Raw genomic sequence first — 21,990 nt, 5'->3', positions numbered from 1 at the left:
TCGGTTTGATTCGGGCAGAAATAAGCCCGTTGAGTATAGAATAAAAGGGTATTGCGGTTTGCAATGCTGTAATCAGGAGCATTTCCATGAAACGAATTACTTTGTTGGCATTGTCGGTATTGGCATGTGGGGTTTCTGCCGCACCTAAAGCCGACGTTGCCAAAGGTAAAGAAATCGCAGCAACTTTATGTTCTTCGTGCCACGCGACCGACGGTAACAGCGGCATTGCAGCTTATCCGCGCCTGGCGGCACAAATGCCGAATTATATTGAAAAACACGCGCGCGATATCCGCGACGGCAAACGCACTTGGGGTAAAGCCGAAGAAATGCGAGTATCTCCCGGCATTTCTACGCTGACCGACGAGCAAATCCGTGATGTGGCCGCTTTCTTTGCTACGCAATATTCGAAAGCCGGTGAAGTGCATCCGAAAGAAAATCCTGAGCTGGGCGCGAAGCTGTTCCGCGGCGGTTTGGCTGAAAAAGGCATTCCGGCATGTATGTCCTGTCACGGTCCGAACGGCGCAGGTATGCCGGCGGGCGGCACCGATACTTTGGCTTTCCCGCGTATCGGCGGCCAACACAAAGAATATGTGGTGGAGCAGTTGAAAGCCTATCAAAGCGGTGTTCGTAAAAACGCTATGATGGAAGATGTTGCCAAACGTTTATCGGCAGAAGAAATGAATGCCGTGGGTAACTTCATTCAAGGTTTACATTAATTTTTAATAAGATAGGCAGGCTGCCTGTACGGTTTTTCCGTGCGGGCAGCCTGTTTTGTAGTAAAATCCGATTGCTTAATCCACAATATTTTGATGTTGCAAAATATTTCAGACAGGCATAAGTTGCAAGAAATCAAATGCCTGTCTGAAACCTATTTTCAGATTGTTTCCCGCTACCAATAATATGAATATGCCCAAAAAAACACCACTTATCCGCCGACCATGGTTTGCTTTTCTCAGCTCCATGCGCTTTGCCGTGGCGTTGTTGAGTGTGTTGGGCATTGCCTCGATTATCGGTACGGTGCTGCAGCAAAACCAGCAAGCCACGGATTATGTGGTGAAATTCGGCCCGTTTTGGTCGGAGATTTTCCGCTTTTTAGGCTTGTATGATGTGTATGCCTCAAGCTGGTTTGTGTTGATTATGCTTTTTTTGGTAATCAGCACGAGCTTGTGTTTGTGGCGCAATATCCCGCCGTTTATGCGGGAAATGAAATCTTTCCGCCTTCAAGCCAAAGCCCAGTCGTTGGCAGCCATGCGCCACAGCGTGGAGTTGAACCATAATCTTTCACCGGATGTGGCAGCGCGTTATTTGGAAGTGCAGGGCTTTGTCAGCAAAACCGCCGAGCGTGAAGACGGTTCGGTAATCGTGGCGGCTAAAAAAGGTTCTGCCAATAAGTGGGGTTATATCTGCGCACACGTTGCGTTGATTGTGATTTGCGTGGGCGGCTTGATTGACAGTAACCTGCTTTTGAAAATGGGTATGCTCACAGGCCGTATCGTGGCCGATGAAACTTCCATGTTCGCCAAAGATTTCAAACCTGAAAGCGTGATGGGGGAGAACAATATTTCTTTCCGAGGCAATGTGAACGTTATCGAGGGGCAAACGGCGGATGTGGTGTTTCTCAACGCCGATAAAGGCATGTTGGTTCAGGATCTGCCTTTCAGTGTTACCCTGAAAAAATTCCATATTGATTTTTACAACACCGGCATGCCGAAAGATTTTGCCAGTGATTTAATCGTAACCGACCGTAAAACCGGTGCCAAATCGGAACATACCATCCGTGTAAACCACCCGCTTACGGTCGAGGGCATCACGATTTATCAGGCCAGCTTTGCCGACGGCGGATCGGATTTGAAATTCAAAGCGTGGGATCTGAGTAATCCCGGAAGACAGTTTGCCGATCTGAATGCCAAATCGATGGCGGCATTTCCGCTGAATTTGGCGGCGCAAAAATATCAGGTTGAATTTGACCAATTCTCTGCTATGAATGTGGAAGACATGAGCGCGCCTGTTGAAGGGGAAAAAGATTTCCGCAGCAAATTAAACGATGTGCGTGCAGTGAAGCAGGAAAAACGCTTTACCAATATCGGCCCTTCCATCATTTACCGCCTACGCGACAGCGCCGGACAAGCCGTTGAGTATAAAAACTATATGCTGCCGATCAACCAAGGCGGATCGTATTTCTTTATCTCAGGTACGCGCCAAGCTTTAGATCAGCAATACCGTTGGTTGCGCATTCCGGCAGACAATCAGGGCAAAATCGACACGTTCATGATGCTGCGCGAGTTAATCAACAACCAAGATGAGCGCGGCAAGATTGTGGTGCGCGCCGCGGAAGCTGCGCCGCAAGATGTGCGCCGGCAGTTCGGTCAGGCAGTCAACAACACTTTGGAGCTGTTTGCGCGTAAAGGCTTCCCCGGCATTGAAGAATTTATTACCCAAGCATTTCCTGCAGGGCAGCAGGATAAAATGCGGGAGTATTATTACAAAATCGTGTATGGCGCGGTAAACGCCACGCTGGAGCAGGCCGTGGCAGACGGAAAGCTGGCGGTTTGGGCGCCCGATAATGCGCGTGATCTTTTTGTAGCGCATGTTTTGGAAGCCTATTCAGGTTTGAAAGAATATCCCGCCCCTGTGTTGCTGCAACTGAACGGTTTCAAAGAAGTGCGCTCTTCCGGCTTGCAGATGACCCGCTCACCCGGCGCTTCGCTGGTTTATCTGGGTTCGGTATTGCTGGTGCTGGGCACGATTTTTATGTTTTATGTAAGAGAAAAACGCGCTTGGGTGCTGTTTGACAAAGGCAAGGTACGCTTTGCGATGTCGTCCAGCCGGAATGAACGCGATTTAGAAAAAGAATTTCCCGAACACACTCGACATTTACAAGAATTGGCCGAGGACTTAAACCATGAATAACGCTACCAAAACCGTCAAACTACCGCAGCATCATTTGCTGCGAGAGCGCTCTTTTTGGCGAAGCCTGAATGTTGCCGATTGGCTGTTTGCCGCTTTTATCCTATTGGTTGCTGTGACGGCGCAGTTTAAAGTGCCGCACCAAATGGATGTTTATGAAGTGAGCATCTTGTGGGGCAGCGCCGTGGCAACTGTTTTGTTGGGCTGGTTTTTTAAGCCTATGCGCTGGTTTGTGCCGGTTGCCATCGGTTTGGCTTATGGCGCGGTAATGCTGTATGCCGGTAATTTCGACAACCACGATAAGTTTTTGCTGCGCTACTTTTTAAGCAGCCAGTCGGCAATCATGTGGCAATGTGCCACCGTGTTTTTGGCATGGTTCTGCTATATAGCCGGTGCTTTGGTGGCTGCCAAACAGCAGCGTAGCACCAATACTTTGCTCGGTATGGGCTCTGTGCTGGGCTGGGTTTCTGCGTTGGCGGGGTTTACCGGCCTTTTGGTGCGCTGGCATGAAAGCTATCTTTTGCGGCCGGATGCAGGGCATATACCAGTGTCCAACCTTTACGAAGTGTTTATTCTGTTTATGGTTATTACGGCGCTGATGTATCTTTATTATGAAGCCAAGTTTTCCCTGCAACGCGCGGGCGCGTTTGTGTTTACTTTTATGGCGGGTGTGGTGTGCTTTATTTTGTGGTACAGCATTGCGCGCGAGGCGCACCAGATTCAGCCTTTGATCCCTGCTTTGCAGTCCTGGTGGATGAAAATCCATGTGCCGGCGAACTTTATCGGCTACGGCGCGTTCTGTATGGCGGCGATGCTGGGTGTGGCGGAACTTGTGGTGCTGCGTAGAAACGGTGTGAGATGGCTGCCGGATGCGCAAACCATTGAGGAAGCCATGTATAAGGCGATTGCGGTGGGTTTCCTGTTTTTTACCATTGCCACGATTCTTGGCGCTTTGTGGGCGGCTGATGCGTGGGGCCGCTATTGGAGCTGGGATCCGAAAGAAACTTGGGCGTTTATTGTGTGGCTGAACTATGCGGTGTGGCTGCACTTGCGTTTGGTTGCCGGCTGGCGCGGCAAAGTGTTGGCTTGGTGGGCGGTTATCGGCCTGTTTATCACGGCTTTCGCTTTTGTGGGCGTGAATATGTTTTTAAGCGGCCTGCATTCTTACGGTACGCTTTAATAGCAAAATCAAAGGCTGATGCCTGTCTGAAAGTTTGGGTTGTGCGGCAACTTGCGCTACCTTTTCAGACAGGCATTTTCTTCTTTGCCTTATCTTGTTCAAACTGTTAAACTCATGCCATTCAATCAACCCAAAGGCATACTTTACATCATGAAAGACGGAGAGCAGAGCAGCATAACACGCGCCTTCGTATATGCCCGATTCAGGCAGCCTGATTTTTCAGGCTGCCTTTCGTCGTTTTAAAAATAAGGATATCAAATATCATGGATTTCAGTTGGTTGGCAGATCCGGTAACTTGGCTGGGCTTTGCAACGCTGATTGTGTTGGAAGTGGTGCTCGGCATCGACAATTTGGTATTTGTGGCGATTCTCGCCAATAAAGTCAAACCTGCATACCGCGACCGCGCACGCGTAACCGGCTTGGTGCTGGCCGTGATGATGCGCTTGGTAATGCTGAGTTTTATGGTGCAGATGATGCGGCTGACCGCGCCTCTGTTTGAAATCGGCGGACATGCCGTGTCGGGCAAAGACCTGATCATGTTTTTCGGCGGTTTGTTTCTGCTTTATAAAGCAACAACGGAGCTGCATGAGCGCTTGGAGGGCATAAACCATTATGCCGTGGCCGACCACCAGAAAACCCATGCGCCTTTTTGGGGTGTGGTGGCGCAGATTTTGATATTGGATGCCGTATTTTCACTGGATGCAGTCATCACGGCAGTGGCAATGGTGCAGCACATCGAAGTGGCCATGGCCGCCGTGGTGGCGGCAATGAGCATGATGATTTGGGCCAGCAAACCGCTGACTGAGTTTGTTGACAAGCATCCTACCGTGGTAATGCTGTGTTTGGGCTTCCTGTTGATGATCGGTTTCTCGCTGATTGCCGAAGCATTCCATGTTGAGATTCCGAAAGGTTATTTGTATGCGGCCATCGGCTTCTCGATTTTGATTGAAATTTTCAACCAAATTGCCCGCCGCAACACCGATAAAAATGCCTACAGCGGCCGTTCATGGCGGCAGCGCACAGCGGAAAATGTGTTGGGTATGATGGGCATACGTGAAAGTGTGCTGGCCAAAGCGGGCAGTGAATCGGAAGACGACACGCATTTTGAAGAAAATGAAAAATCCATGATACGCAGCGTGCTCACGCTGGCCGAGCGTCCGATTATGGGCGTGATGATTCCACGCCGCGACATCGAGCGCCTGGATATTTCGCAAAGCAAAGAAGAGCAGCGCGTGAAGCTTCAGGAAACACCTTATTCGCGTTTGCTGGTTGTGGGTAAAGCCGGTGTGGACGAGCCTTTGGGCTATATCAACAGAAAAGATTTGCTCAGCCAGATTTTGGAGAGCGGCGAAATCAATATTCAGGCCGCCATACGTCAGCCGCTGATTCTGCCCGACAGTACCACGGCGCTGGATGCCATCGAGCTTTTCCGGAAAAGCAGCGCCGATTATGCTTTAGTGGTGGATGAGTTCGGCGCCGTGCTCGGTATGGTAACCATGAAAGACCTGCTTGAAACCATTGCAGGCGAGTTCCCCGAAGAATTTGAACGCGAAGAAGAGCCTGCCCTGCAAGAGAATGCAGACGAAAGCTTTACCGTTGACGGCTCGCTTGAATATGTGGAGCTTGTGCCGCAGCTCAACCTGCCGCCGCAAGATGAAGATACCGAATACCACACGGTGGCCGGCCTGATTATGGAAGAGCTGCACACCATTCCTGATGTGGGCGACTTTATCACCTTCCACGGCTGGCGCTTTGAAGTGATTGAAAAAGAAGGCCAGCGGATTGAGCGGGTGAAGATTACCAAGCTGCCGGAAGAATAAATGCAGGGCTGAATAACAATGCCTGTCTGAAAGTGAGTTTTCAGACAGGCATTGTTTCATTGATACAGCAAATAAATTTAACTTTTGATATGGCATTGGCCAACGTAAAAACAAAATCATTGTCATACTTAGGCTTGGTTTGAATCTGACTTGTATAGTTAATCAACTTAAATTTTACTACGGCGTTGCTGCGCCTTGCCGTACTACTTGTACTGTCTTCGGCCTGTTACCTTGCAATAAAAATGTGTTGATTGATTATAGGTATTGTCAGCCGCCGCTAAATTCGCTATAACCGAAGGTGTAACAAAATATTTGAGCAATTAAATAAATTTTGTAATTAATTTACAAATTAGGTTATTGGTTTAAGTTTGTTAATTTTTTAATCTATTAAAGGATTTAATTATGAGAATCGGCATTCCGAAGGAGACGTTGGCACTGGAAACACGCGTTGCAGCCACCCCTTCAACTGTAACTCAGCTACAAAAGCTGGGTTTTGAAGTGGTGGTGGAAACCGGTGCGGGTTTGGCAGCCAGCTTGGATAATGCAGCGTATGAAGCTGCGGGAGCAACGGTGGCGGACACCGCCGAAGTATGGTCTTGCCCGTTGATCTATAAAGTCAACGCACCGTCTGAAACCGAAATCGAGCGTCTGAACGCAGGCCAAACGCTGGTAAGCTTCTTATGGCCTGCACAAAATCCCGAGTTGGTACAGAAACTTACTGATAAAAAAGTGAACGTGCTGGCGATGGATATGGTGCCGCGTATTTCACGCGCGCAGGCATTGGATGCCCTGTCGTCTATGGCGAACATCAGCGGCTACCGTGCCGTAATTGAAGCGGCAAATGCGTTCGGCCGTTTCTTTACCGGCCAGATTACCGCCGCGGGCAAAGTGCCGCCGGCGCAAGTGCTGGTAATTGGTGCGGGCGTGGCCGGTTTGGCGGCGATTGGTACGGCAAACTCGTTGGGTGCTGTGGTTAAAGCGTTCGACACCCGTTTGGAAGTGGCCGAACAAATCGAATCAATGGGCGGCCAATTCCTGAAGCTCGATTTCCCGCAAGAAGCGGGCGGCAGCGGTGACGGTTACGCCAAAGTGATGAGCGAAGAGTTTATCGCGGCGGAAATGAAACTGTTTGCCGAGCAAGCCCAACAAGTGGACATCATCATCACGACGGCGGCCATTCCGGGCAAACCTGCGCCGAAGTTGATTACCAAAGAAATGGTGGAAAGCATGAAGCCGGGTTCGGTGATTGTCGATTTGGCGGCGGCTACCGGCGGCAACTGCGAATTGACCAAACCGGGCGAGCTGTTCGTTACCGATAACGGCGTGAAAATCATCGGCTACACCGATATGGCCAACCGTTTGGCCGGCCAGTCTTCACAGCTTTACGCCACCAACCTCGTGAACCTGAGCAAGCTGTTAAGCCCGAATAAAGACGGTGAAATTGCGCTTGATTTTGAAGATGTGATTATCCGCAACATGACCGTTACCCGAGACGGCGAAATCACTTTCCCGCCGCCCGCGATTCAAGTGTCTGCTGCGCCGCAACAGCAAGCGCAAGCCGCACCTGTGGCGAAACCTGAGCCGAAACCCGTTCCGACATGGAAAAAACTGGCTCCGGCGGCGATTGGTGCGGTATTGGTATTGTGGATGGGTGCCGTTGCTCCGGCCGAATTCTTAAACCACTTTATCGTGTTCGTGCTGGCTTGCGTGATCGGCTATTACGTGGTGTGGAACGTGAGCCATTCGCTGCACACGCCGCTGATGTCGGTAACCAATGCCATTTCCGGCATTATCGTAGTGGGCGCATTGCTGCAAATCGGGCAGGGCAACGGCGTGGTGTCGTTCCTCGCCTTTATTGCCGTGCTGATTGCCAGCATCAATATTTTCGGCGGTTTCTACGTTACCCGCCGTATGTTGAATATGTTTAGAAAAGGATAGGTTTAAAGCCTGTCTGAAAAATATTCAAGGAATTCAGGAATGATGTTTGCGCAAACACCTAATCCACCTTATTACGCTGTTGTTTTCACATCACAGCGCACCGACGGCGATAGAGGCTACGACCAAACTGCCGTGCGAATGCTTGAATTGGCGCGGCAACAGGCAGGTTTTCTTGGCGCAGAAAGCGTGCGTTCGGAAGGTTTTGGTATCACGGTTTCATATTGGGAGAGTGAAGCGTCTATTGCCGAGTGGAAAAGGCATACAGAACACAGAGCCGCTCGAGAAACCGGCAAAGCAATATGGTATGCCGATTTTGTTGTCCGCGTGTGCAAGGTGGAACGTGCTTACGGCACAATTTTCAGACAATCCGAACTGTATCAGGACCCCAAAAATTTGGAGAATTTATAATGTCTTCAGGACTTGTAACTGCGGCATATATCGTCGCCGCAATCTTATTTATTTTTTCATTGGCCGGCCTGTCGAAACAGGAAACCGCCAAAAACGGCTGCTATTACGGCATTGCCGGTATGGTGATTGCTTTATTTGCCACCGTGTTCAGCGAACAAACCGCAGGCTTGGGTTGGATTATTATCGCTATGACTATCGGTGCGGCCATCGGTATTTACAAAGCCCAAAAAGTGGAAATGACCGAAATGCCCGAGCTGATTGCCTTGCTGCACAGCTTTGTGGGTTTGGCTGCCGTGTTGGTGGGCTTCAACAGCTTTATCGAAGCGGACAAGGTATCTTCCGATATGCACACCATTCATTTGGTGGAAGTGTTTCTCGGCATTTTCATCGGTGCCGTAACCTTTACCGGTTCGATTGTGGCGTTCGGCAAACTGAACGGCAAACTCAGCAGCGCACCTTTGCAACTGCCGCACAAGCATAAGCTGAATCTGGTTGCTTTGTTGGTGTCGTTTATCTTGCTGCTGGTGTTCGTATCGGCTGACGACGGCAGCTGGTTCGCCCTGATTCTGATGACCGCTATTGCACTCGCGTTCGGCTGGCACTTGGTGGCCTCTATCGGCGGTGCTGATATGCCGGTGGTGGTTTCCATGCTCAACTCGTATTCGGGCTGGGCGGCTGCCGCAGCGGGCTTTATGCTTGCCAACGACTTGCTGATTGTTACCGGCGCGTTGGTCGGCTCAAGCGGTGCGATTTTGTCTTACATCATGTGTAAAGCCATGAACCGCTCGTTCATTTCTGTGATTGCAGGCGGCTTCGGCACCGACGGTTCTTCCACAGCAGCAGGCGGAGAAGAAATCGGCGAATACCGCGAAGTGAAACCCGCCGAAGTGGCCGAAATGCTCAAAGGTGCAAACTCAGTGATCATCACGCCCGGATACGGTATGGCCGTTGCCCAAGCGCAATACCCGGTTGCCGAAATTACCGACTTACTGCGCAAACAAGGCGTGGAAGTGCGCTTCGGTATCCACCCCGTTGCAGGCCGTCTGCCCGGACACATGAACGTATTGCTGGCCGAAGCCAAAGTGCCTTACGACATCGTGTTGGAGATGGATGAAATCAACGATGATTTCCCCGAAACCGATGTGGTGCTGGTGATCGGCGCGAACGACACCGTGAACCCCGCTGCCCAAACCGACCCGAACAGCCCGATTGCCGGTATGCCGGTATTGGAAGTGTGGAAAGCCAAAGAAGTGGTGGTGTTCAAACGCTCGATGAACACGGGCTATGCCGGTGTACAAAACCCGCTGTTCTTCAATGAAAACAGCGTGATGTGCTTTGGCGATGCGAAAGCGACTGTGGATGAGATTCTGGCGGAATTGAAGAAATAAGGCCGTCTGAAAAATAAAATGCCTGTCTGAACAATTTCAGACAGGCATTTTATTTTTCACACAGGCATTAATCCTTTTGCAAATGCCCGAGCGGCAGGGCCGTGGTTTTTTTGATTTCTTTCAACACAAAGCTGGATTGCGCGTCTTGTACGCCGGGGTGGGAGAGCAGGGTGTCGAGCACGAAATGGGAGAATGCGTTCATATCCGTGAAAAACGTGTGCAGCAGATAATCGGTTTCACCGGTGAGCGCAAAACAGCTTAATACCTCGGGCCAGCTTTGCACCGAAGCGGCGAAATCGTCGCGCGCTTCGCTGGCTTTGTTGATGGAAACCCTGATAAAAGCCTGCAAACCGAGTTGGACCGCCACGGGGGAGAGCAGCGCGGCATATTGGCGGATAATGCCCGCGTCTTCAAGCTGCTTTAAGCGGCGCAGGCAGGGGGAAGGGGAGAGGGCAACGCGTTCCGAAAGCTCTACGTTGGTTAAGCGGCCGTTTTCCTGCAAAACCTGCAGGATTTTCAGATCGGTTTTATCCAAGGTTATGGTTTGTGGCATGGTTTCATCCTTTTTTTCTTTTAATGTAGACAATGCAGAGTGCTGGAATCCAAATATATGATAATTTTATTTAACGCACAATAGTTTAAAAAATTATTTTTTTTTAAAATTATATGTTTTTTTAGTTGAACGGATGAATACGCAAACCGCCTGCATCAGCCATATGCCGCCGCCGAAGGGTTTTTCTTGAGGAAAATCTTGCCGCTCGGGGGGATTTTAGCCATAATCATCCCCGTGCAGGAGAGCGTTACACCCGATTACACCGTAACCGCCGAAGGCGCAGACACCCTTAAATCGCTCAGGCAAAAGGACTGCATTTATCACAAACATCTGGAGAGCGGCGCAGCAGTGCCCACCGAAGGGGAAAAGGCGTTTGAATGCTTCAAACCGGCCGAAAATCTCAGGTTAAAGGACAGATAGGGACGCGTGAAAAGCAACCGCACAGATGCGTTGCGGCCATTTCCCCCTATTCGGAGACCTGAAACATGACTACCCTCAAAACCACCCCGTTCAACCAAGCCCATAAAGATGCAGGCGGCAAACTCGTCGATTTTGCCGGCTGGGAGCTGCCCGTCAACTACGGCTCGCAAATCCAAGAACACGAAGCCGTGCGCACCGACGCAGGCATGTTCGACGTATCCCACATGCTCGTTTCCGACATCAAAGGCAGCCAAGCCAAGCAATGGTTGCAAAAGCTGCTCGCCAACGACGTAGCCAAACTCTCGTTCGTCGGCAAAGCCCTCTATTCCGCCATGCTCAACGACAACGGCGGCGTGATGGACGACCTGATCGTTTACCGCACCAACGAAGCCGAAACCCAATACCGCATCGTATCCAACGCCGCCACCCGCGAAAAAGACTTGGCACAATTTGCCAAAGTGGGCGAAGCGTTCGGCATCGAAATCACCCCCCGCTACGACCTCGCCATGCTCGCCGTGCAAGGCCCCCAAGCCGTTGAAAAACTGCTCGCCGTCAAACCCGAATGGGCCGAAACCGTCAACGCGCTCAAGCCCTTCCAAGGCGCAGACTTAGGCAACGATTGGTTTGTTGCCCGCACAGGTTACACCGGCGAAGACGGCGTAGAAGTGATTCTGCCCGGCACCGAAGCCACCACCTTCTTCACCGCCCTGTGCGAAGCCGGCGTACAACCCTGCGGCCTCGGCGCACGCGACACCCTGCGCATGGAAGCCGGCATGAACCTCTACGGCCACGACATGAACGACGAAACCAGCCCCCTGCAAGCCGGCATGGGCTGGACGGTGGATTTGAAAGACGAAAACCGCGACTTCATCGGCAAAACCGCCCTCGTCGCCCTCAAAGAAAAAGGCGTGGACGTGAAACAAGTCGGCCTGTTGCTGGCCAAAGGCGGCGTATTGCGCGAAGGCATGGAAGTCGTTACCGAACAAGGCAAAGGCATCACCACCAGCGGCGTGTTTTCCCCCAGCCTGAAACAATCCATCGCCATCGCCCGCGTGCCCAAAGCCTTTGAAGGCGACGCGGCCAAAGTGGTGATTCGCGGCAAAGAAGTGGATGTGCGCGTGTTGAAACTGCCGTTTGTACGGAATGGGCAGAAGCAGTTTGATTGAATGCCTGTCTGAAAAATACAGATAGTATAGTAAAGTTGGGTTGACCCTAGGTGCAATCTAACTTGCTGTTTGGTTGGAGCTTGCCTTAGATGAAATCTGGTTTTCGGTAAAGGCAAAAAGAGACGGGGAACGCTACAAACGTTAGTTAATATTTAATGAAGCAGCTTGGATTTCTTTATCATAAACAGTATGATAAACAGGCAAACCGAATAAATCACAGCCCGCAAAATTTGGTAGATAAGGTGCAAACCTAAAAATACCGAAGGGTTTGAAGTGTGTTCGGATTGCGGGTTATAGTGAATCAGCTTAAAAATCGTACGCTCGTCATACTCGGATTAAGCTTGAGTAATGAGGGTGCTGTTACTGTTAATTGGATTGACTATAAACCAGTTTATGTTTTAGAAAAAGAAAGGATGGAATATGTTTAGCCATATTGTTATCGGTACCAACAATATCGACCGTGCCCAAGCTTTTTATGATGGCCTGCTTGCTGTCATCGGTGCAGGTAATGGTTTGCGTCATACCAACGGAACAGGACAGGAGCGTATTTTCTATATCCATAACGGCTGTATGTTGGGTATTTCCGAACCTATCAATGGAGAGCCTGCCACAGTAGCCAACGGAAGTACTATCGGTTTTAAATGTGATTCACCGGAGCAAGTGCAGCAATTTTATTCTACCGCCATTGAGCTGGGTGCCACTCCTATCGAGGATCCGCCCGGTATAAGGAAAAATGCAACGGGAGAGGTGTACTTGGCGTACGTGCGTGATTTGGATGGGCATAAGCTTTGTGCTTTTCACCGTATGTAGAGTGATGTCGTACATACTTAAGAAGTAAACCGTAACTTCAACCCATATTTAAAAAGTTTTCAGACAGGCATTTCGTTAACATGCCTGTCTGAAAACACAAACCATAACAAGGAGAATACAATGAGCAAGAAAATCCTGCTGTTGGCAGGCGATTATGCCGAAGATTATGAAACCATGGTGCCGTTTCAGTTTTTGCTGGGTTTGGGCTACGAAGTTCATGCCGTGTGCCCCGATAAAAAAGCGGGCGACACGGTGGCGACGGCGGTGCATGATTTTGAAGGCGGGCAAACGTATAGCGAAAAGCGCGGCCATAATTTTGCGCTGAATTATGATTTCGATAAAGTAAACGCCGCCGATTATGCCGGTTTGGTCATTCCCGGCGGCAGGGCGCCGGAATATCTGCGGCTTAATCCGCGCGTGATTGAGATTGTGCGCGAGTTTGATGCGGCTGAAAAACCGATTGCCGCAGTGTGCCACGGTGCGCAGCTTTTGGCGGCGGCGGATATTCTGAAAGGGCGGCGCTGCTCGGCTTATCCGGCGTGTGCGCCCGACGTGCGTGCGGCAGGCGGCGATTATGCCGATATTGCGGTTACCGATGCCGTAACCAGCGGCCATTTGGTTACCGCGCCCGCATGGCCTGCGCATCCGGCATGGCTGGCACAGTTTGTGAAGCTTTTGGGTGCGGAAATTAAGATTTGATTTTTATTTCAGACAGGCATCTTGATACAATGCCTGTCTGAAAAAACTGTTTAACCATCGCGGCGGCCGTTCCGCCCGTCTCAACCAACGGAGAACAAACCATGAGCAATATTCCTGCTGATTTGAAATATGTATCCAGCCACGAATGGCTGCGTCTGGAAGCAGACGGCGCCGTAACCGTGGGCATCACCGAGCATGCGCAAGAGCTGCTGGGCGACATTGTGTTTGTGGAGCTGCCCGAAGTGGGTGCGAATCTGGCTGCCGAAGAGCAGGCCGGCGTGGTGGAATCGGTGAAAGCCGCTTCCGATGTGTATGCACCGATTGCCGGCGAAGTGGTGGAAATCAACCGGGATTTGGTGGATGCGCCCGAAACGGCCAACAGCGAGCCTTACGGCGCAGGCTGGTTCTTCAAAATCAAACCGGCCGACGCGGCTGATTTGGACGGCTTGCTGACTGCCGAGCAATATGCTGCGGAAATCGCTTAATAGCAACCAGAATAGGGCGGGCATTTTTGCCCGCTTTTTTGCAAGAGACGGCGGGCAGGGATACCCGCCCTACACTTATTCATATTTTTCAGACAGGCATCAAGCTTCATTTGAGACGAATGCCTGTCTGAAAAACCATCCGGCGGCATATCATGAAAACCATAGGCATCATCGGCGGCATGAGCCCTGAAAGCACCGTGTCGTATTACCAAATCATCAACCGAGAAACCAACGCGCGCTTGGGCGGCAACCACAGCGCCGACATCGTGATGCACAGCATTGATTTTGAAACCGTTGTGCGCCTGCAAAAAGCAGGCGATTGGGCGGGCGCCGGTCGAATTTTGGCGGCAAGCGCGCGTAAACTCGAAAGTATGGGGGCGGATGTGTTGGTGTTGGCCACCAATACCATGCACAAAATTGCCGACGCCATACAAAGCGCAGTCGGTATCCCTTTGCTGCATGTGGTGGATGCCACCGCCGAAGCCGTTAAAGCGCAAGGGTTGAACACCGTCGGCCTGCTCGGCACACGTTTCACCATGAGCGACGGTTTTTATACCGAGCGCATGAAACAACACGGTATTGAAACATTGGTGCCCGCAGATACGCAGCAGCACGCCATCCACCGCATCATTTTCGAGGAGCTGTGCCTAAACCGCTTTGAGCCGGCTGCCAAGCGCGCTTACCTCGACATCATTGCCTGTCTGAAAGAGCAGGGCGCGCAAGGCGTGATATTCGGCTGCACCGAAATCGGACTTTTGCTCAAGCGGCAGGATTGTCCGATTCCCGTGTTTGACAGCGCAGAAATCCATGCGCTGGCGGCGGTGGATTTTGCGTTGGGGTGAACTTGTTTTGCAGCAGGGCCATCATAAATCGGTATAAAAACGTAAATCCTGCGAACAAAAAGGCGGTATTCCACTTATTCTGCTGCTTTTTGCGCCAATCGTAAGTAATCCGTCAAATACTTATTTTCTACGTCTTCAAGCGTATGTAATTTCAAATGACGACGGCCTTTGCCTTTTCCTTCTAATAAACCGTGTGGGTCTACTATCTCGGCGCCATGACTCAATTCCACAGATACATGTTGCTTATAAACAAAAATGCCGCAAAACGGTTCAGGTGCGGCAAACAGAATACCGCCATATTTCACTTCTTCGTCTACTGTACCTGCCAGTTGCAATATTCTCGTGCGCACACTATTGACAATTTCATACAAGGCGGGATTAGCAATTTTCCAGTCATTCAGTAGATTGTTTACTTTTGGGTTCATGGTTTTCTCCTGATTTGAGTTTTGTATAAATTAATTGTTCTTAAATTCAACTAATAACACGAAATTCATTGGATTGATTTTAAGCTGGTTGGGCAAATCCCAAGGTGTATCCGTTTAGGTCTTTTAGATAAAATTCGAGAACTCCATACCAAGTAGTTTTCAGTTCGGTAATTTCCAAATTTTCAGACTTTAACCGATTGTATAAATCTTCGATATTATCAACATCCATATAAAAAGAGACCGAAGCCCCAATAGGCTGATTTTTAGCAAAATGAATATCGTTTTGAAAAGTATCTAGTCGCTGAAATGCTATCTCTAATTCCCCTGATTTCAGCATTGCATAACGATATTCTTTGCCATTTTCAAAGAGTTGCTCCACCGCATCGTGATTGGGAACGGCAAAAGCCAACTGGAAACCTAAATGTTTGGTATAAAATTCGGCAGTTTTCTGTACATTTTCCACCGCAACAACAGGTGTTAATTTGCTTATTTTTAGCAGATTTTTTACTTTTTGGTTCATGGTCTTCTCCTAATTTGAGTTTTGTATAAGTTAACTGTTCTTAATTATCATAAAAAAAACATCAAAGACAAGTAGAGATTTTTTAAGGTCACGACGACGCATGAAGAAAATGCATGCAACTACTTTCCAGTTAATCGGATTTGACAAATTTAGCGCAGGAGCTTGATGATGCGGCAAAATAAGGTGCAAGAATCAGAACGCATTTCGGGAAACCTTTCTCCGGTTGAGGATAAGGGCGGCAATCCGAATCGGGACTTTACCCGTGCGAATCGCTTGGAGACCTTTTTGTATTCTGCATCTGCAATGTGTGCCGCCGCCAAAACGACGGCGGCAAAGAGGCTTTCGGCTGCTCTTTGCGTGTGTTTATTAAGCGCATGCAGTTATCTCGATACGGATAATTTGACTGTCAAACCTTATCCTGACCATTCTGCCACCAAACATTTTGATCCTGCCTGTGATAATTATGCGACCGGCGGCCGCCCCCTTTCAGGCGAGCGCGCCAAATGGTCGGATCACGGTGATTATTGCAAGTCGAGGGGATTGGGGCAGAAAGCGACGTATTAATCTTTGTTTCAAGAATCGGGAGGGCGTAATAAACGATGCCCTCCTATCGTTATGATGATGGTTTAATCACGTCGTTACTGTGTGTCGATAACATTGTCTATATAAAAGGCCTGTCTGAAATGACTTATTGCGACTTTGCCAACTCGCTGCCGCCGGATACGGATAATCCGAACAAGCATTATCACGATTGTGCGTACGGCTTTCCGATTGATGACGACAATGAATTGTTTGGGCGGCTGGTATTGGAAATCAATCAGGCCGGGTTGAGTTGGACGTTGATATTGAGTAAGCAGGCGGCGTTTCGCTCGGCTTATTCGGGGTTTGACATTGCCGCCGTTGCGGCTTACACCGAAGCCGACCGCGGGCGTTTGCTGAATGATGCGGGCATTGTCCGCAACCGTTTGAAAATCAATGCGGCCATTTATAATGCCGGGCGGATTTTGGCTTTGCAGCAGGAATACGGTTCGTTTAAGAACTGGCTGGACGCGCATCACCCGAGAGGCCTGTCTGAATGGGTGAAGCTGTTTAAAAAGCATTTTAAGTTTGTCGGTAGCGAGATTGTGAAAGAGTTTCTGATGAGCACGGGGTATTTGCCCGGCGCGCATGCGGTAAGTTGTCCGGTATATGGGGAGGTGTTGAAGCGGCAGCCGAAGTGGGCGGAATAGTGTAAATCCACTTAAAAATACTACACTCGTCATACTCGGGCTTGCCCCGAGTATATTGAGTTCCGATAAGTTGAGAAGATACTCGGGTCAAGCCCGAGTATGACGGATATGTTGATTGTTAAGTTTATTGCCATACTTTGCCAACAATACAAAATGCCTGTCTGAAAAGTTTTCAGACAGGCATTGTTTATGCGGGCATTAGTGGCGGAAGTGGCGCACGCCTGTGAGGACCATGGCGATGCCGTGCTCGTCGGCAGCGGCAAACACCTCTTCGTCGCGCACGGAGCCGCCGGGGTGGATGATGGCTTTGATGCCTTGTTCCGCAATCACGTCGATGCCGTCGCGGAAAGGGAAGAAAGCATCGGAGGCGGCGCAGGCGCCGTTGAGGTTAAAACCGCCGTCTTGCGCTTTACGCGCGGCGATGCGGGTGGAATCGACGCGGCTCATCTGGCCGGCGCCGATACCGTAGGTTTGGCCTTCTTTACCGAATACGATGGCGTTGGATTTTACGAATTTGGCCACGTTCCACACAAACATTAAGTCCTGCCACTCTTGTTCTGTCGGCTGGCGTTTGGAAACCACTTTTAAATCGTCGCGTTTGATGCGGTGGATGTCGGGGGTTTGTACCAACAGGCCGCCGCCCACGCGTTTGAGTTCGAAGCGGTTGGCGCCGGCCATCAGCGGCACTTCGAGTACGCGCACGTTTTTCTTGGCGGCGATGATTTCTTTGGCTTTGTCGGTAAACTTGGGTGCCATCAACACTTCGAGGAACTGGCCGGTTACGGCTTCTACCGTGTCGGCGTCCACTTCGCGGTTAAACGCGATGATGCCGCCGAATGCGCTGGTGGTGTCGGTGGCGAAGGCCAGTTTGTAGGCGGTGAGCGTGTCGTTTGCCACGGCCACGCCGCACGGGTTGGCGTGTTTCACAATCACGCAGGCGGGTTGGTCGAAGGCTTTCACGGCTTCCCATGCGGCATCGGCGTCGGCAATGTTGTTGTAGGACAATTCTTTGCCTTGCAGCTGGGTGTAGGCGGAAAGGCTGCCGGCAGCGGGGTAGAAATCGCGGTAGAACGCGGCTTGCTGGTGCGGGTTTTCACCGTAGCGCATTTCTTGCACTTTGATCCAGCTTTGGTTGATTTGGGCGGGAAACTCGTTGATTTGCGGCTCGCCGCTGAGTTTTTCGTCGCACACGCTGGTGAGGTAATTGGAAATCATGCCGTCGTATTGGGCGGTGTGGCTGAAGGCTTTGCGCGAGAGGTTGAAGCGGGTTTTGTCGCTCAGCCGGCCGCCGTTGTTTTGCAGCTCTTCGATTACTGGGGCGAAGTCGCTGTTGTCGGTGATGATGGCGACGTGTTTCCAGTTTTTGGCGGCGGAGCGCACCATGGTGGGGCCGCCGATGTCGATGTTTTCAATCGCGTCTTCCAATGTGCAGCCGGGTTTGGCGATGGTGGCGGCGAATGGGTAGAGGTTGACGCACACCAAGTCGATGGTATCGATGCCGTGCTCTTTCATTTTGGCAACGTGTTCGTCCAAGTCGCGGCGGCCGAGAATGCCGCCGTGGATTTTCGGGTGCAGGGTTTTCACGCGGCCGTCGAGCATTTCGGGGAAGCCGGTGTAGTCGGCCACTTCTATCACGGGCAGGCCTGCGTCGGCCAGCAGCTTGGCGGTGCCGCCGGTGGAAAGGATTTCAACGCCCATCGAGCTTAATGCGCGGGCAAATTCTACGGCGCCTGTTTTGTCGGACAGGCTGATGAGGGCACGTTTTACGGTTGCCATTTTGGTTCCTTATGGGTTAGGTCGGTGGGTTGGTATGAAAAAGCCTGCCTGAAAACATAAAGGTTTTCAGACAGGCCTTTGTTATGGTTCTAATAATCCGTGCAGCATGAGTTTTTTGCGTAGTGTATTGCGGTTCAGCCCCAGCACGGCGGCGGCTTTGGATTGGTTGCCGCCGCATTGTGCCATCACGCAGCGCAGCAGGGGCTGCTCTACTTGGAGGATAACCATATCATAAACGCCTTGCGCAGGCTCGCCGTCGAGCGTGCGGAAGTATTGGTTGAGGTTTTGTTCGATGGTATGGGCGATGTCGGGCACTCTGCCGGGCATGGTGTTTTCCTTTATAGTAATTCATATTGTCTGACGGAATGCCTGTCTGAAAAGCGTAGGGCTGCGCAGAAGCTGCGTGGCGTGTTTTCAGACAGGCACAGTAATTTCTATCGGTAATCGGCGGGCCAGTGTTCCAGCGGGCAGCTTTCGAGGAAGCGGGCTGCGGCGTCGTATTGGGCGGCCGCGCTTTCCAGGCGGTTGGCTTCTTTGCGGAAGGCTTCGCCCTGCGGCAGGCGGGCTGTGTACCAGCCGATGTGTTTGCGGGCGATGCGCACGCCTGCGGTTTCTCCGTAAAAATCGTGCATGGCCTGCAAATGCGCCAGCATGGTGGCTGCGGCCTGACCAAACGGCAGCGGGGCGGGCAGACCGCCGGTTTGCAGGTAATGGCGGATGTCGGCAAACAGCCAAGGCTGGCCTTGCGCGCCGCGTCCTACCATCACGCCGTCGGCGCCGGTTTGCGCCAACACGGTGGCGGCTTTCTGCGGGCTGGTAATGTCGCCGTTGACCCACAACGGGATGCCGGTATGCTGTTTTACTTCGGCAATCAGCCCGTATTCGGCTTCGCCTTTATACATTTGGGTGCGCGTTCTGCCGTGGATGGCCAATGCGGCAATGCCGGCATCTTCGGCCATGCGGGCGACGGTGCGGATGTTTTTATTGTCGTCGTTCCAGCCCAAACGGGTTTTCAGGGTAACGGGCACATCCACCGCGCGCACCACGGCATTCAGAATGGCTTCGACCAAAGGCTCGTTTTGCAGCAAGGCGCTGCCGGCCAATACGTTGCACACTTTTTTGGCAGGGCAGCCCATGTTGATGTCGATAACCTGCGCGCCCTGCTCGACATTGTAACGTGCGGCTTCCGCCATTTGGGCCGGGTCGCTGCCGGCAATCTGCACGGCAATCACGCCGTTTTCGCCTTGATAGTCGCTGCGGCGCAGGGTTTTTTTGGTGTTTCTGAGCGAGGGGTCGCTGGTCAGCATCTCGCTTACCGCCCAACCTGCGCCGAATGCGCGGGCAAGGTTGCGGAAAGGTTTGTCGGTGATGCCTGCCATCGGCGCCAGAGCGAGCGGAAATTCGGTTTGGTAGGGGCCGATAAGCATAGTAGATGGTGTGTGGTTTTGCTTATTATCAGGAACGTAATTGTACAATTTTTAGGCAGAATTAGCCAAGCAACAGAATGCCGTATTTGTATGCCTGTCTGAAAATTATCTTGGCCGGCGGCAGAATGGAGGCGAAATCTGCTAACATGCGGCTTTGTTTCCGCTTTTCACGCATCAATATGACCGACCAACTCATTTATCTGCTGATTGCCGCCGCCGCTGCCTGCATGTTTGTGTTTCTGCTGACTTGGGCGGTGCTGCGCCACCGCTACCAAACCGAGCGGCAGGCGCTGCACACCCAGCTTGCCGAACGTTCCGAGCAATACCGTTTTGCCGCGCAGGAAAAAGAAGAAGCGGAAGCCGAGCTTGCCGGGTTGCGCCAAGCCCACCAATCGGCGCAAAGCAATCTTGCCGCCGCCAACCAACACATTGAGGATTTGCAGGCGCGGCAAAGCGATTACGCCTGTCTGAAAAAAGATTATGAAGACTTGCGCGTGAGCAACGAGCGGCTGAACGCGCAAATGGAGCAGGAGCGGCGCATTCACGAAGAAAAAATCACCCTGCTGCAAGATGCGCGCGCCAATCTGAGCCATCAGTTCCAAACGCTTGCCAACGATATTTTGGAAGAAAAAACCAAACGCTTCACCGAGCAAAACCGCGAAAACCTCAACCAACTGCTCAACCCGCTCAACGAGCGCATCAGCGGTTTCAGCCAATTGGTTCAGAACACTTATGAAAAAGAAACCAAAGAGCGGCTGACGCTGGAAAACGAATTAAAAAGGCTGCAAACCCTGAATAACCAGCTGCATATCGACGCCAAAGCGCTCACCGAAGCGCTGGTGGGCACGCAAAACAAGGCTCAGGGCAATTGGGGCGAAATGATATTGGAAAGCGTGTTGGAAAATTCGGGTTTGGTAAAGGGTCGCGAGTATATCGTGCAGGCATCTTCCACCCGCCAGGAAGAAGACGGCAGCGTCCGCCGCTTGCAGCCTGATGTGTTGGTGAACCTGCCCGACGGCAAGCAGATGATTATCGACGCCAAAGTGTCGCTCACCGCCTATGTGCGCTACACTCAGGCGCAAACGAAAGAAGATGCCGAGCGCGAATTGGCCGCCCATGCCGCCAGCGTGCGCAGCCACATCAAAGGCTTGTCACTCAAGCAATACAGCGAAATCGAAGGTGTGAGCACATTGGATTTTGTGTTTATGTTTATCCCGGTCGAGCCTGCGTATCTGCTTGCCCTGCAACATGACAACAACCTGTTTCAAGAATGTTTCGACAAGCGCATCATGCTCACCGGCCCGAGCACGCTGTTGGCCACTTTGTGCACGGTGGCGCATTTGTGGCGCAATGAACAGCAAAACCAAAACGCGCTGACCATAGCGGAAGAGGGCGGCAAACTTTACGATAAGTTTGTCGGCTTCGTGCAAACGCTGGAGAGCGTGGGCAAAAACATCGAACAGGCGCAAAACCAATATCAGGCGGCCTACAAACAGCTTTACGAAGGCCGCGGCAATTTGGTGAACCGCGCGGAAAAGCTGCGCAAGCTGGGCATTAAAGCAGGCAAACAATTGGAGAAAAGCCTCACCGAGCAGGCAGCGGCGGAGCAGGAAGCGCCTCGAATCGGAGCGGTTGGAAGCGGCGGGGAAGCGTGAGTGTGCGGGTTTGGAAAATGCCTGTCTGAAACACTTTTCAGACAGGCATTTCATAATCCGGTTTGGATTCCGCCATGCTCGGGCTTGTTGCGGGCATAACGAAACCGTAGCCGAGTTTTCAGACAGGCATGGTCTACTTGCCGAACAAAGCGGCCACCATATCGGCTTGCTCTTGGGTGAAAGCCGGCTCGCCCAAGCGGGCAGACACGGTGAATTCGTTGGCGAAACTCTGCTGCGCCGACACGTCGCGCCATTCTTTGAGCTTGGCCTCTTTACTTGTTTTCAATTTTGCCGCTGCTTTGAGCGCGGCCTGCTTTTCTTTTTGCATAACAGGTACGGATG

Annotated in this window: 22 protein-coding genes and 1 riboswitch; of the genes, 15 read left to right on the top strand and 7 right to left on the bottom strand. The window is 51.4% G+C overall.

Annotation, left to right across the window (positions count from 1 at the left end; all coding sequences use genetic code 11):
- Window positions 1-86: 86 nt before the first annotated feature.
- The 7 genes from EL143_RS01690 (at window position 87) to pntB (ending at window position 9,641) form a co-directional block, all read left to right on the top strand.
- The gene (locus EL143_RS01690; RefSeq protein ID WP_085415411.1) at window positions 87-716 is read left to right on the top strand and encodes a c-type cytochrome; all 630 of its coding nucleotides are present in this window, start codon (window positions 87-89) and stop codon (window positions 714-716) included.
- Between the two features lie 244 nt (window positions 717-960).
- Window positions 961-2,910: a cytochrome c biogenesis protein ResB gene (locus EL143_RS01685; RefSeq protein WP_085415505.1), complete on the top strand. Its 1,950-nt coding sequence runs from the start codon at window positions 961-963 to the stop codon at window positions 2,908-2,910.
- Window positions 2,903-4,087, top strand: coding sequence for a c-type cytochrome biogenesis protein CcsB (ccsB, locus tag EL143_RS01680; RefSeq protein ID WP_085415410.1), 1,185 nt, complete (start codon window positions 2,903-2,905; stop codon window positions 4,085-4,087). Before EL143_RS01685 ends, ccsB begins: the two co-directional genes overlap by 8 nt.
- A 263-nt stretch (window positions 4,088-4,350) precedes the next feature.
- Window positions 4,351-5,907: a TerC family protein gene (locus EL143_RS01675; protein ID WP_085415409.1), complete on the top strand. Its 1,557-nt coding sequence runs from the start codon at window positions 4,351-4,353 to the stop codon at window positions 5,905-5,907.
- Between the two features lie 402 nt (window positions 5,908-6,309).
- Window positions 6,310-7,845 (top strand): Re/Si-specific NAD(P)(+) transhydrogenase subunit alpha, encoded by a 1,536-nt coding sequence (locus EL143_RS01670; RefSeq protein ID WP_085415408.1) that lies wholly within the window; start codon window positions 6,310-6,312, stop codon window positions 7,843-7,845.
- 39 nt (window positions 7,846-7,884) lie between these two features.
- Complete coding sequence (locus tag EL143_RS01665) at window positions 7,885-8,253, top strand: antibiotic biosynthesis monooxygenase family protein (RefSeq protein ID WP_231718071.1); 369 nt, start codon at window positions 7,885-7,887, stop codon at window positions 8,251-8,253.
- Window positions 8,253-9,641: a Re/Si-specific NAD(P)(+) transhydrogenase subunit beta gene (gene pntB / locus EL143_RS01660; RefSeq protein ID WP_085415407.1), complete on the top strand. Its 1,389-nt coding sequence runs from the start codon at window positions 8,253-8,255 to the stop codon at window positions 9,639-9,641. Before EL143_RS01665 ends, pntB begins: the two co-directional genes overlap by 1 nt.
- Window positions 9,642-9,708: 67 nt before the next feature.
- Here pntB and EL143_RS01655 read toward each other — a convergent pair whose 3' ends face one another.
- A complete protein-coding gene (locus EL143_RS01655; protein ID WP_085415406.1) occupies window positions 9,709-10,194 on the bottom strand; it encodes an Lrp/AsnC family transcriptional regulator in 486 nt (161 codons plus the stop codon).
- 227 nt (window positions 10,195-10,421) lie between these two features.
- Window positions 10,422-10,518, top strand: a riboswitch (glycine riboswitch).
- Between the two features lie 161 nt (window positions 10,519-10,679).
- Between EL143_RS01655 and gcvT the strand changes: the two genes are divergently transcribed.
- The 5 genes from gcvT (at window position 10,680) to EL143_RS01630 (ending at window position 14,616) form a co-directional block, all read left to right on the top strand.
- A complete protein-coding gene (gene gcvT, locus EL143_RS01650) occupies window positions 10,680-11,780 on the top strand; it encodes a glycine cleavage system aminomethyltransferase GcvT (RefSeq protein WP_085415405.1) in 1,101 nt (366 codons plus the stop codon).
- A gap of 420 nt (window positions 11,781-12,200) precedes the next feature.
- Window positions 12,201-12,590, top strand: coding sequence for a VOC family protein (locus tag EL143_RS01645; protein ID WP_085415404.1), 390 nt, complete (start codon window positions 12,201-12,203; stop codon window positions 12,588-12,590).
- Window positions 12,591-12,710: 120 nt separating this feature from the next.
- Entirely contained in the window at window positions 12,711-13,289 is a 579-nt protein-coding gene (locus tag EL143_RS01640) for a DJ-1/PfpI family protein (RefSeq protein ID WP_085415403.1), read from the top strand.
- 101 nt (window positions 13,290-13,390) lie between these two features.
- Entirely contained in the window at window positions 13,391-13,774 is a 384-nt protein-coding gene (gene gcvH / locus EL143_RS01635) for a glycine cleavage system protein GcvH (RefSeq protein WP_085415402.1), read from the top strand.
- A gap of 152 nt (window positions 13,775-13,926) precedes the next feature.
- Window positions 13,927-14,616 (top strand): aspartate/glutamate racemase family protein, encoded by a 690-nt coding sequence (locus EL143_RS01630; RefSeq protein ID WP_085415401.1) that lies wholly within the window; start codon window positions 13,927-13,929, stop codon window positions 14,614-14,616.
- A 74-nt stretch (window positions 14,617-14,690) separates the two neighbouring features.
- Here EL143_RS01630 and EL143_RS01625 read toward each other — a convergent pair whose 3' ends face one another.
- Both EL143_RS01625 and EL143_RS01620 read right to left on the bottom strand, forming a co-directional pair.
- Window positions 14,691-15,041, bottom strand: coding sequence for a DUF1801 domain-containing protein (locus EL143_RS01625; RefSeq protein WP_054618705.1), 351 nt, complete (start codon window positions 15,039-15,041; stop codon window positions 14,691-14,693).
- Window positions 15,042-15,120: 79 nt separating this feature from the next.
- Window positions 15,121-15,561 carry a VOC family protein gene (locus EL143_RS01620; RefSeq protein ID WP_054618704.1) on the bottom strand — a complete coding sequence of 147 codons (441 nt, stop codon included), beginning with the start codon at window positions 15,559-15,561 and terminating at the stop codon, window positions 15,121-15,123.
- A gap of 162 nt (window positions 15,562-15,723) precedes the next feature.
- On the opposite strand from EL143_RS01620, the gene EL143_RS01615 reads away from it, so the two are divergent.
- Both EL143_RS01615 and EL143_RS01610 read left to right on the top strand, forming a co-directional pair.
- Window positions 15,724-16,125, top strand: a complete 402-nt coding sequence (locus tag EL143_RS01615) for a hypothetical protein (RefSeq protein WP_143824209.1) — start codon at window positions 15,724-15,726, stop codon at window positions 16,123-16,125.
- Window positions 16,126-16,244: 119 nt separating this feature from the next.
- On the top strand, window positions 16,245-16,790 hold the full coding sequence (locus EL143_RS01610; RefSeq protein ID WP_085415399.1) for a DNA-3-methyladenine glycosylase I: 546 nt from the start codon (window positions 16,245-16,247) through the stop codon (window positions 16,788-16,790).
- Window positions 16,791-16,988: 198 nt separating this feature from the next.
- On the opposite strand, the gene purH is transcribed toward EL143_RS01610, so the two are convergent.
- The 3 genes from purH to dusB form a co-directional block, all read right to left on the bottom strand.
- A complete protein-coding gene (gene purH, locus EL143_RS01605) occupies window positions 16,989-18,566 on the bottom strand; it encodes a bifunctional phosphoribosylaminoimidazolecarboxamide formyltransferase/IMP cyclohydrolase (protein WP_085415398.1) in 1,578 nt (525 codons plus the stop codon).
- A gap of 81 nt (window positions 18,567-18,647) precedes the next feature.
- Window positions 18,648-18,893: a Fis family transcriptional regulator gene (locus tag EL143_RS01600; RefSeq protein ID WP_085415397.1), complete on the bottom strand. Its 246-nt coding sequence runs from the start codon at window positions 18,891-18,893 to the stop codon at window positions 18,648-18,650.
- A 107-nt stretch (window positions 18,894-19,000) separates the two neighbouring features.
- Complete coding sequence (gene dusB, locus EL143_RS01595; RefSeq protein WP_085415396.1) at window positions 19,001-19,993, bottom strand: tRNA dihydrouridine synthase DusB; 993 nt, start codon at window positions 19,991-19,993, stop codon at window positions 19,001-19,003.
- 179 nt (window positions 19,994-20,172) lie between these two features.
- Here dusB and rmuC point away from each other — a divergent pair, with 179 nt between their 5' ends.
- Window positions 20,173-21,648, top strand: a complete 1,476-nt coding sequence (gene rmuC / locus EL143_RS01590; protein ID WP_085415504.1) for a DNA recombination protein RmuC — start codon at window positions 20,173-20,175, stop codon at window positions 21,646-21,648.
- Between the two features lie 133 nt (window positions 21,649-21,781).
- Here rmuC and EL143_RS01585 read toward each other — a convergent pair whose 3' ends face one another.
- Window positions 21,782-21,976 (bottom strand): hypothetical protein, encoded by a 195-nt coding sequence (locus EL143_RS01585; RefSeq protein WP_054618697.1) that lies wholly within the window; start codon window positions 21,974-21,976, stop codon window positions 21,782-21,784.
- Window positions 21,977-21,990 lie beyond the last annotated feature (14 nt).

This window comes from Neisseria canis, from assembly GCF_900636765.1.
In the GTDB taxonomy this organism is placed as follows: Bacteria; Pseudomonadota; Gammaproteobacteria; order Burkholderiales; family Neisseriaceae; genus Neisseria; species Neisseria canis.
This window is presented reverse-complemented; position numbering and strand designations above follow the sequence as displayed.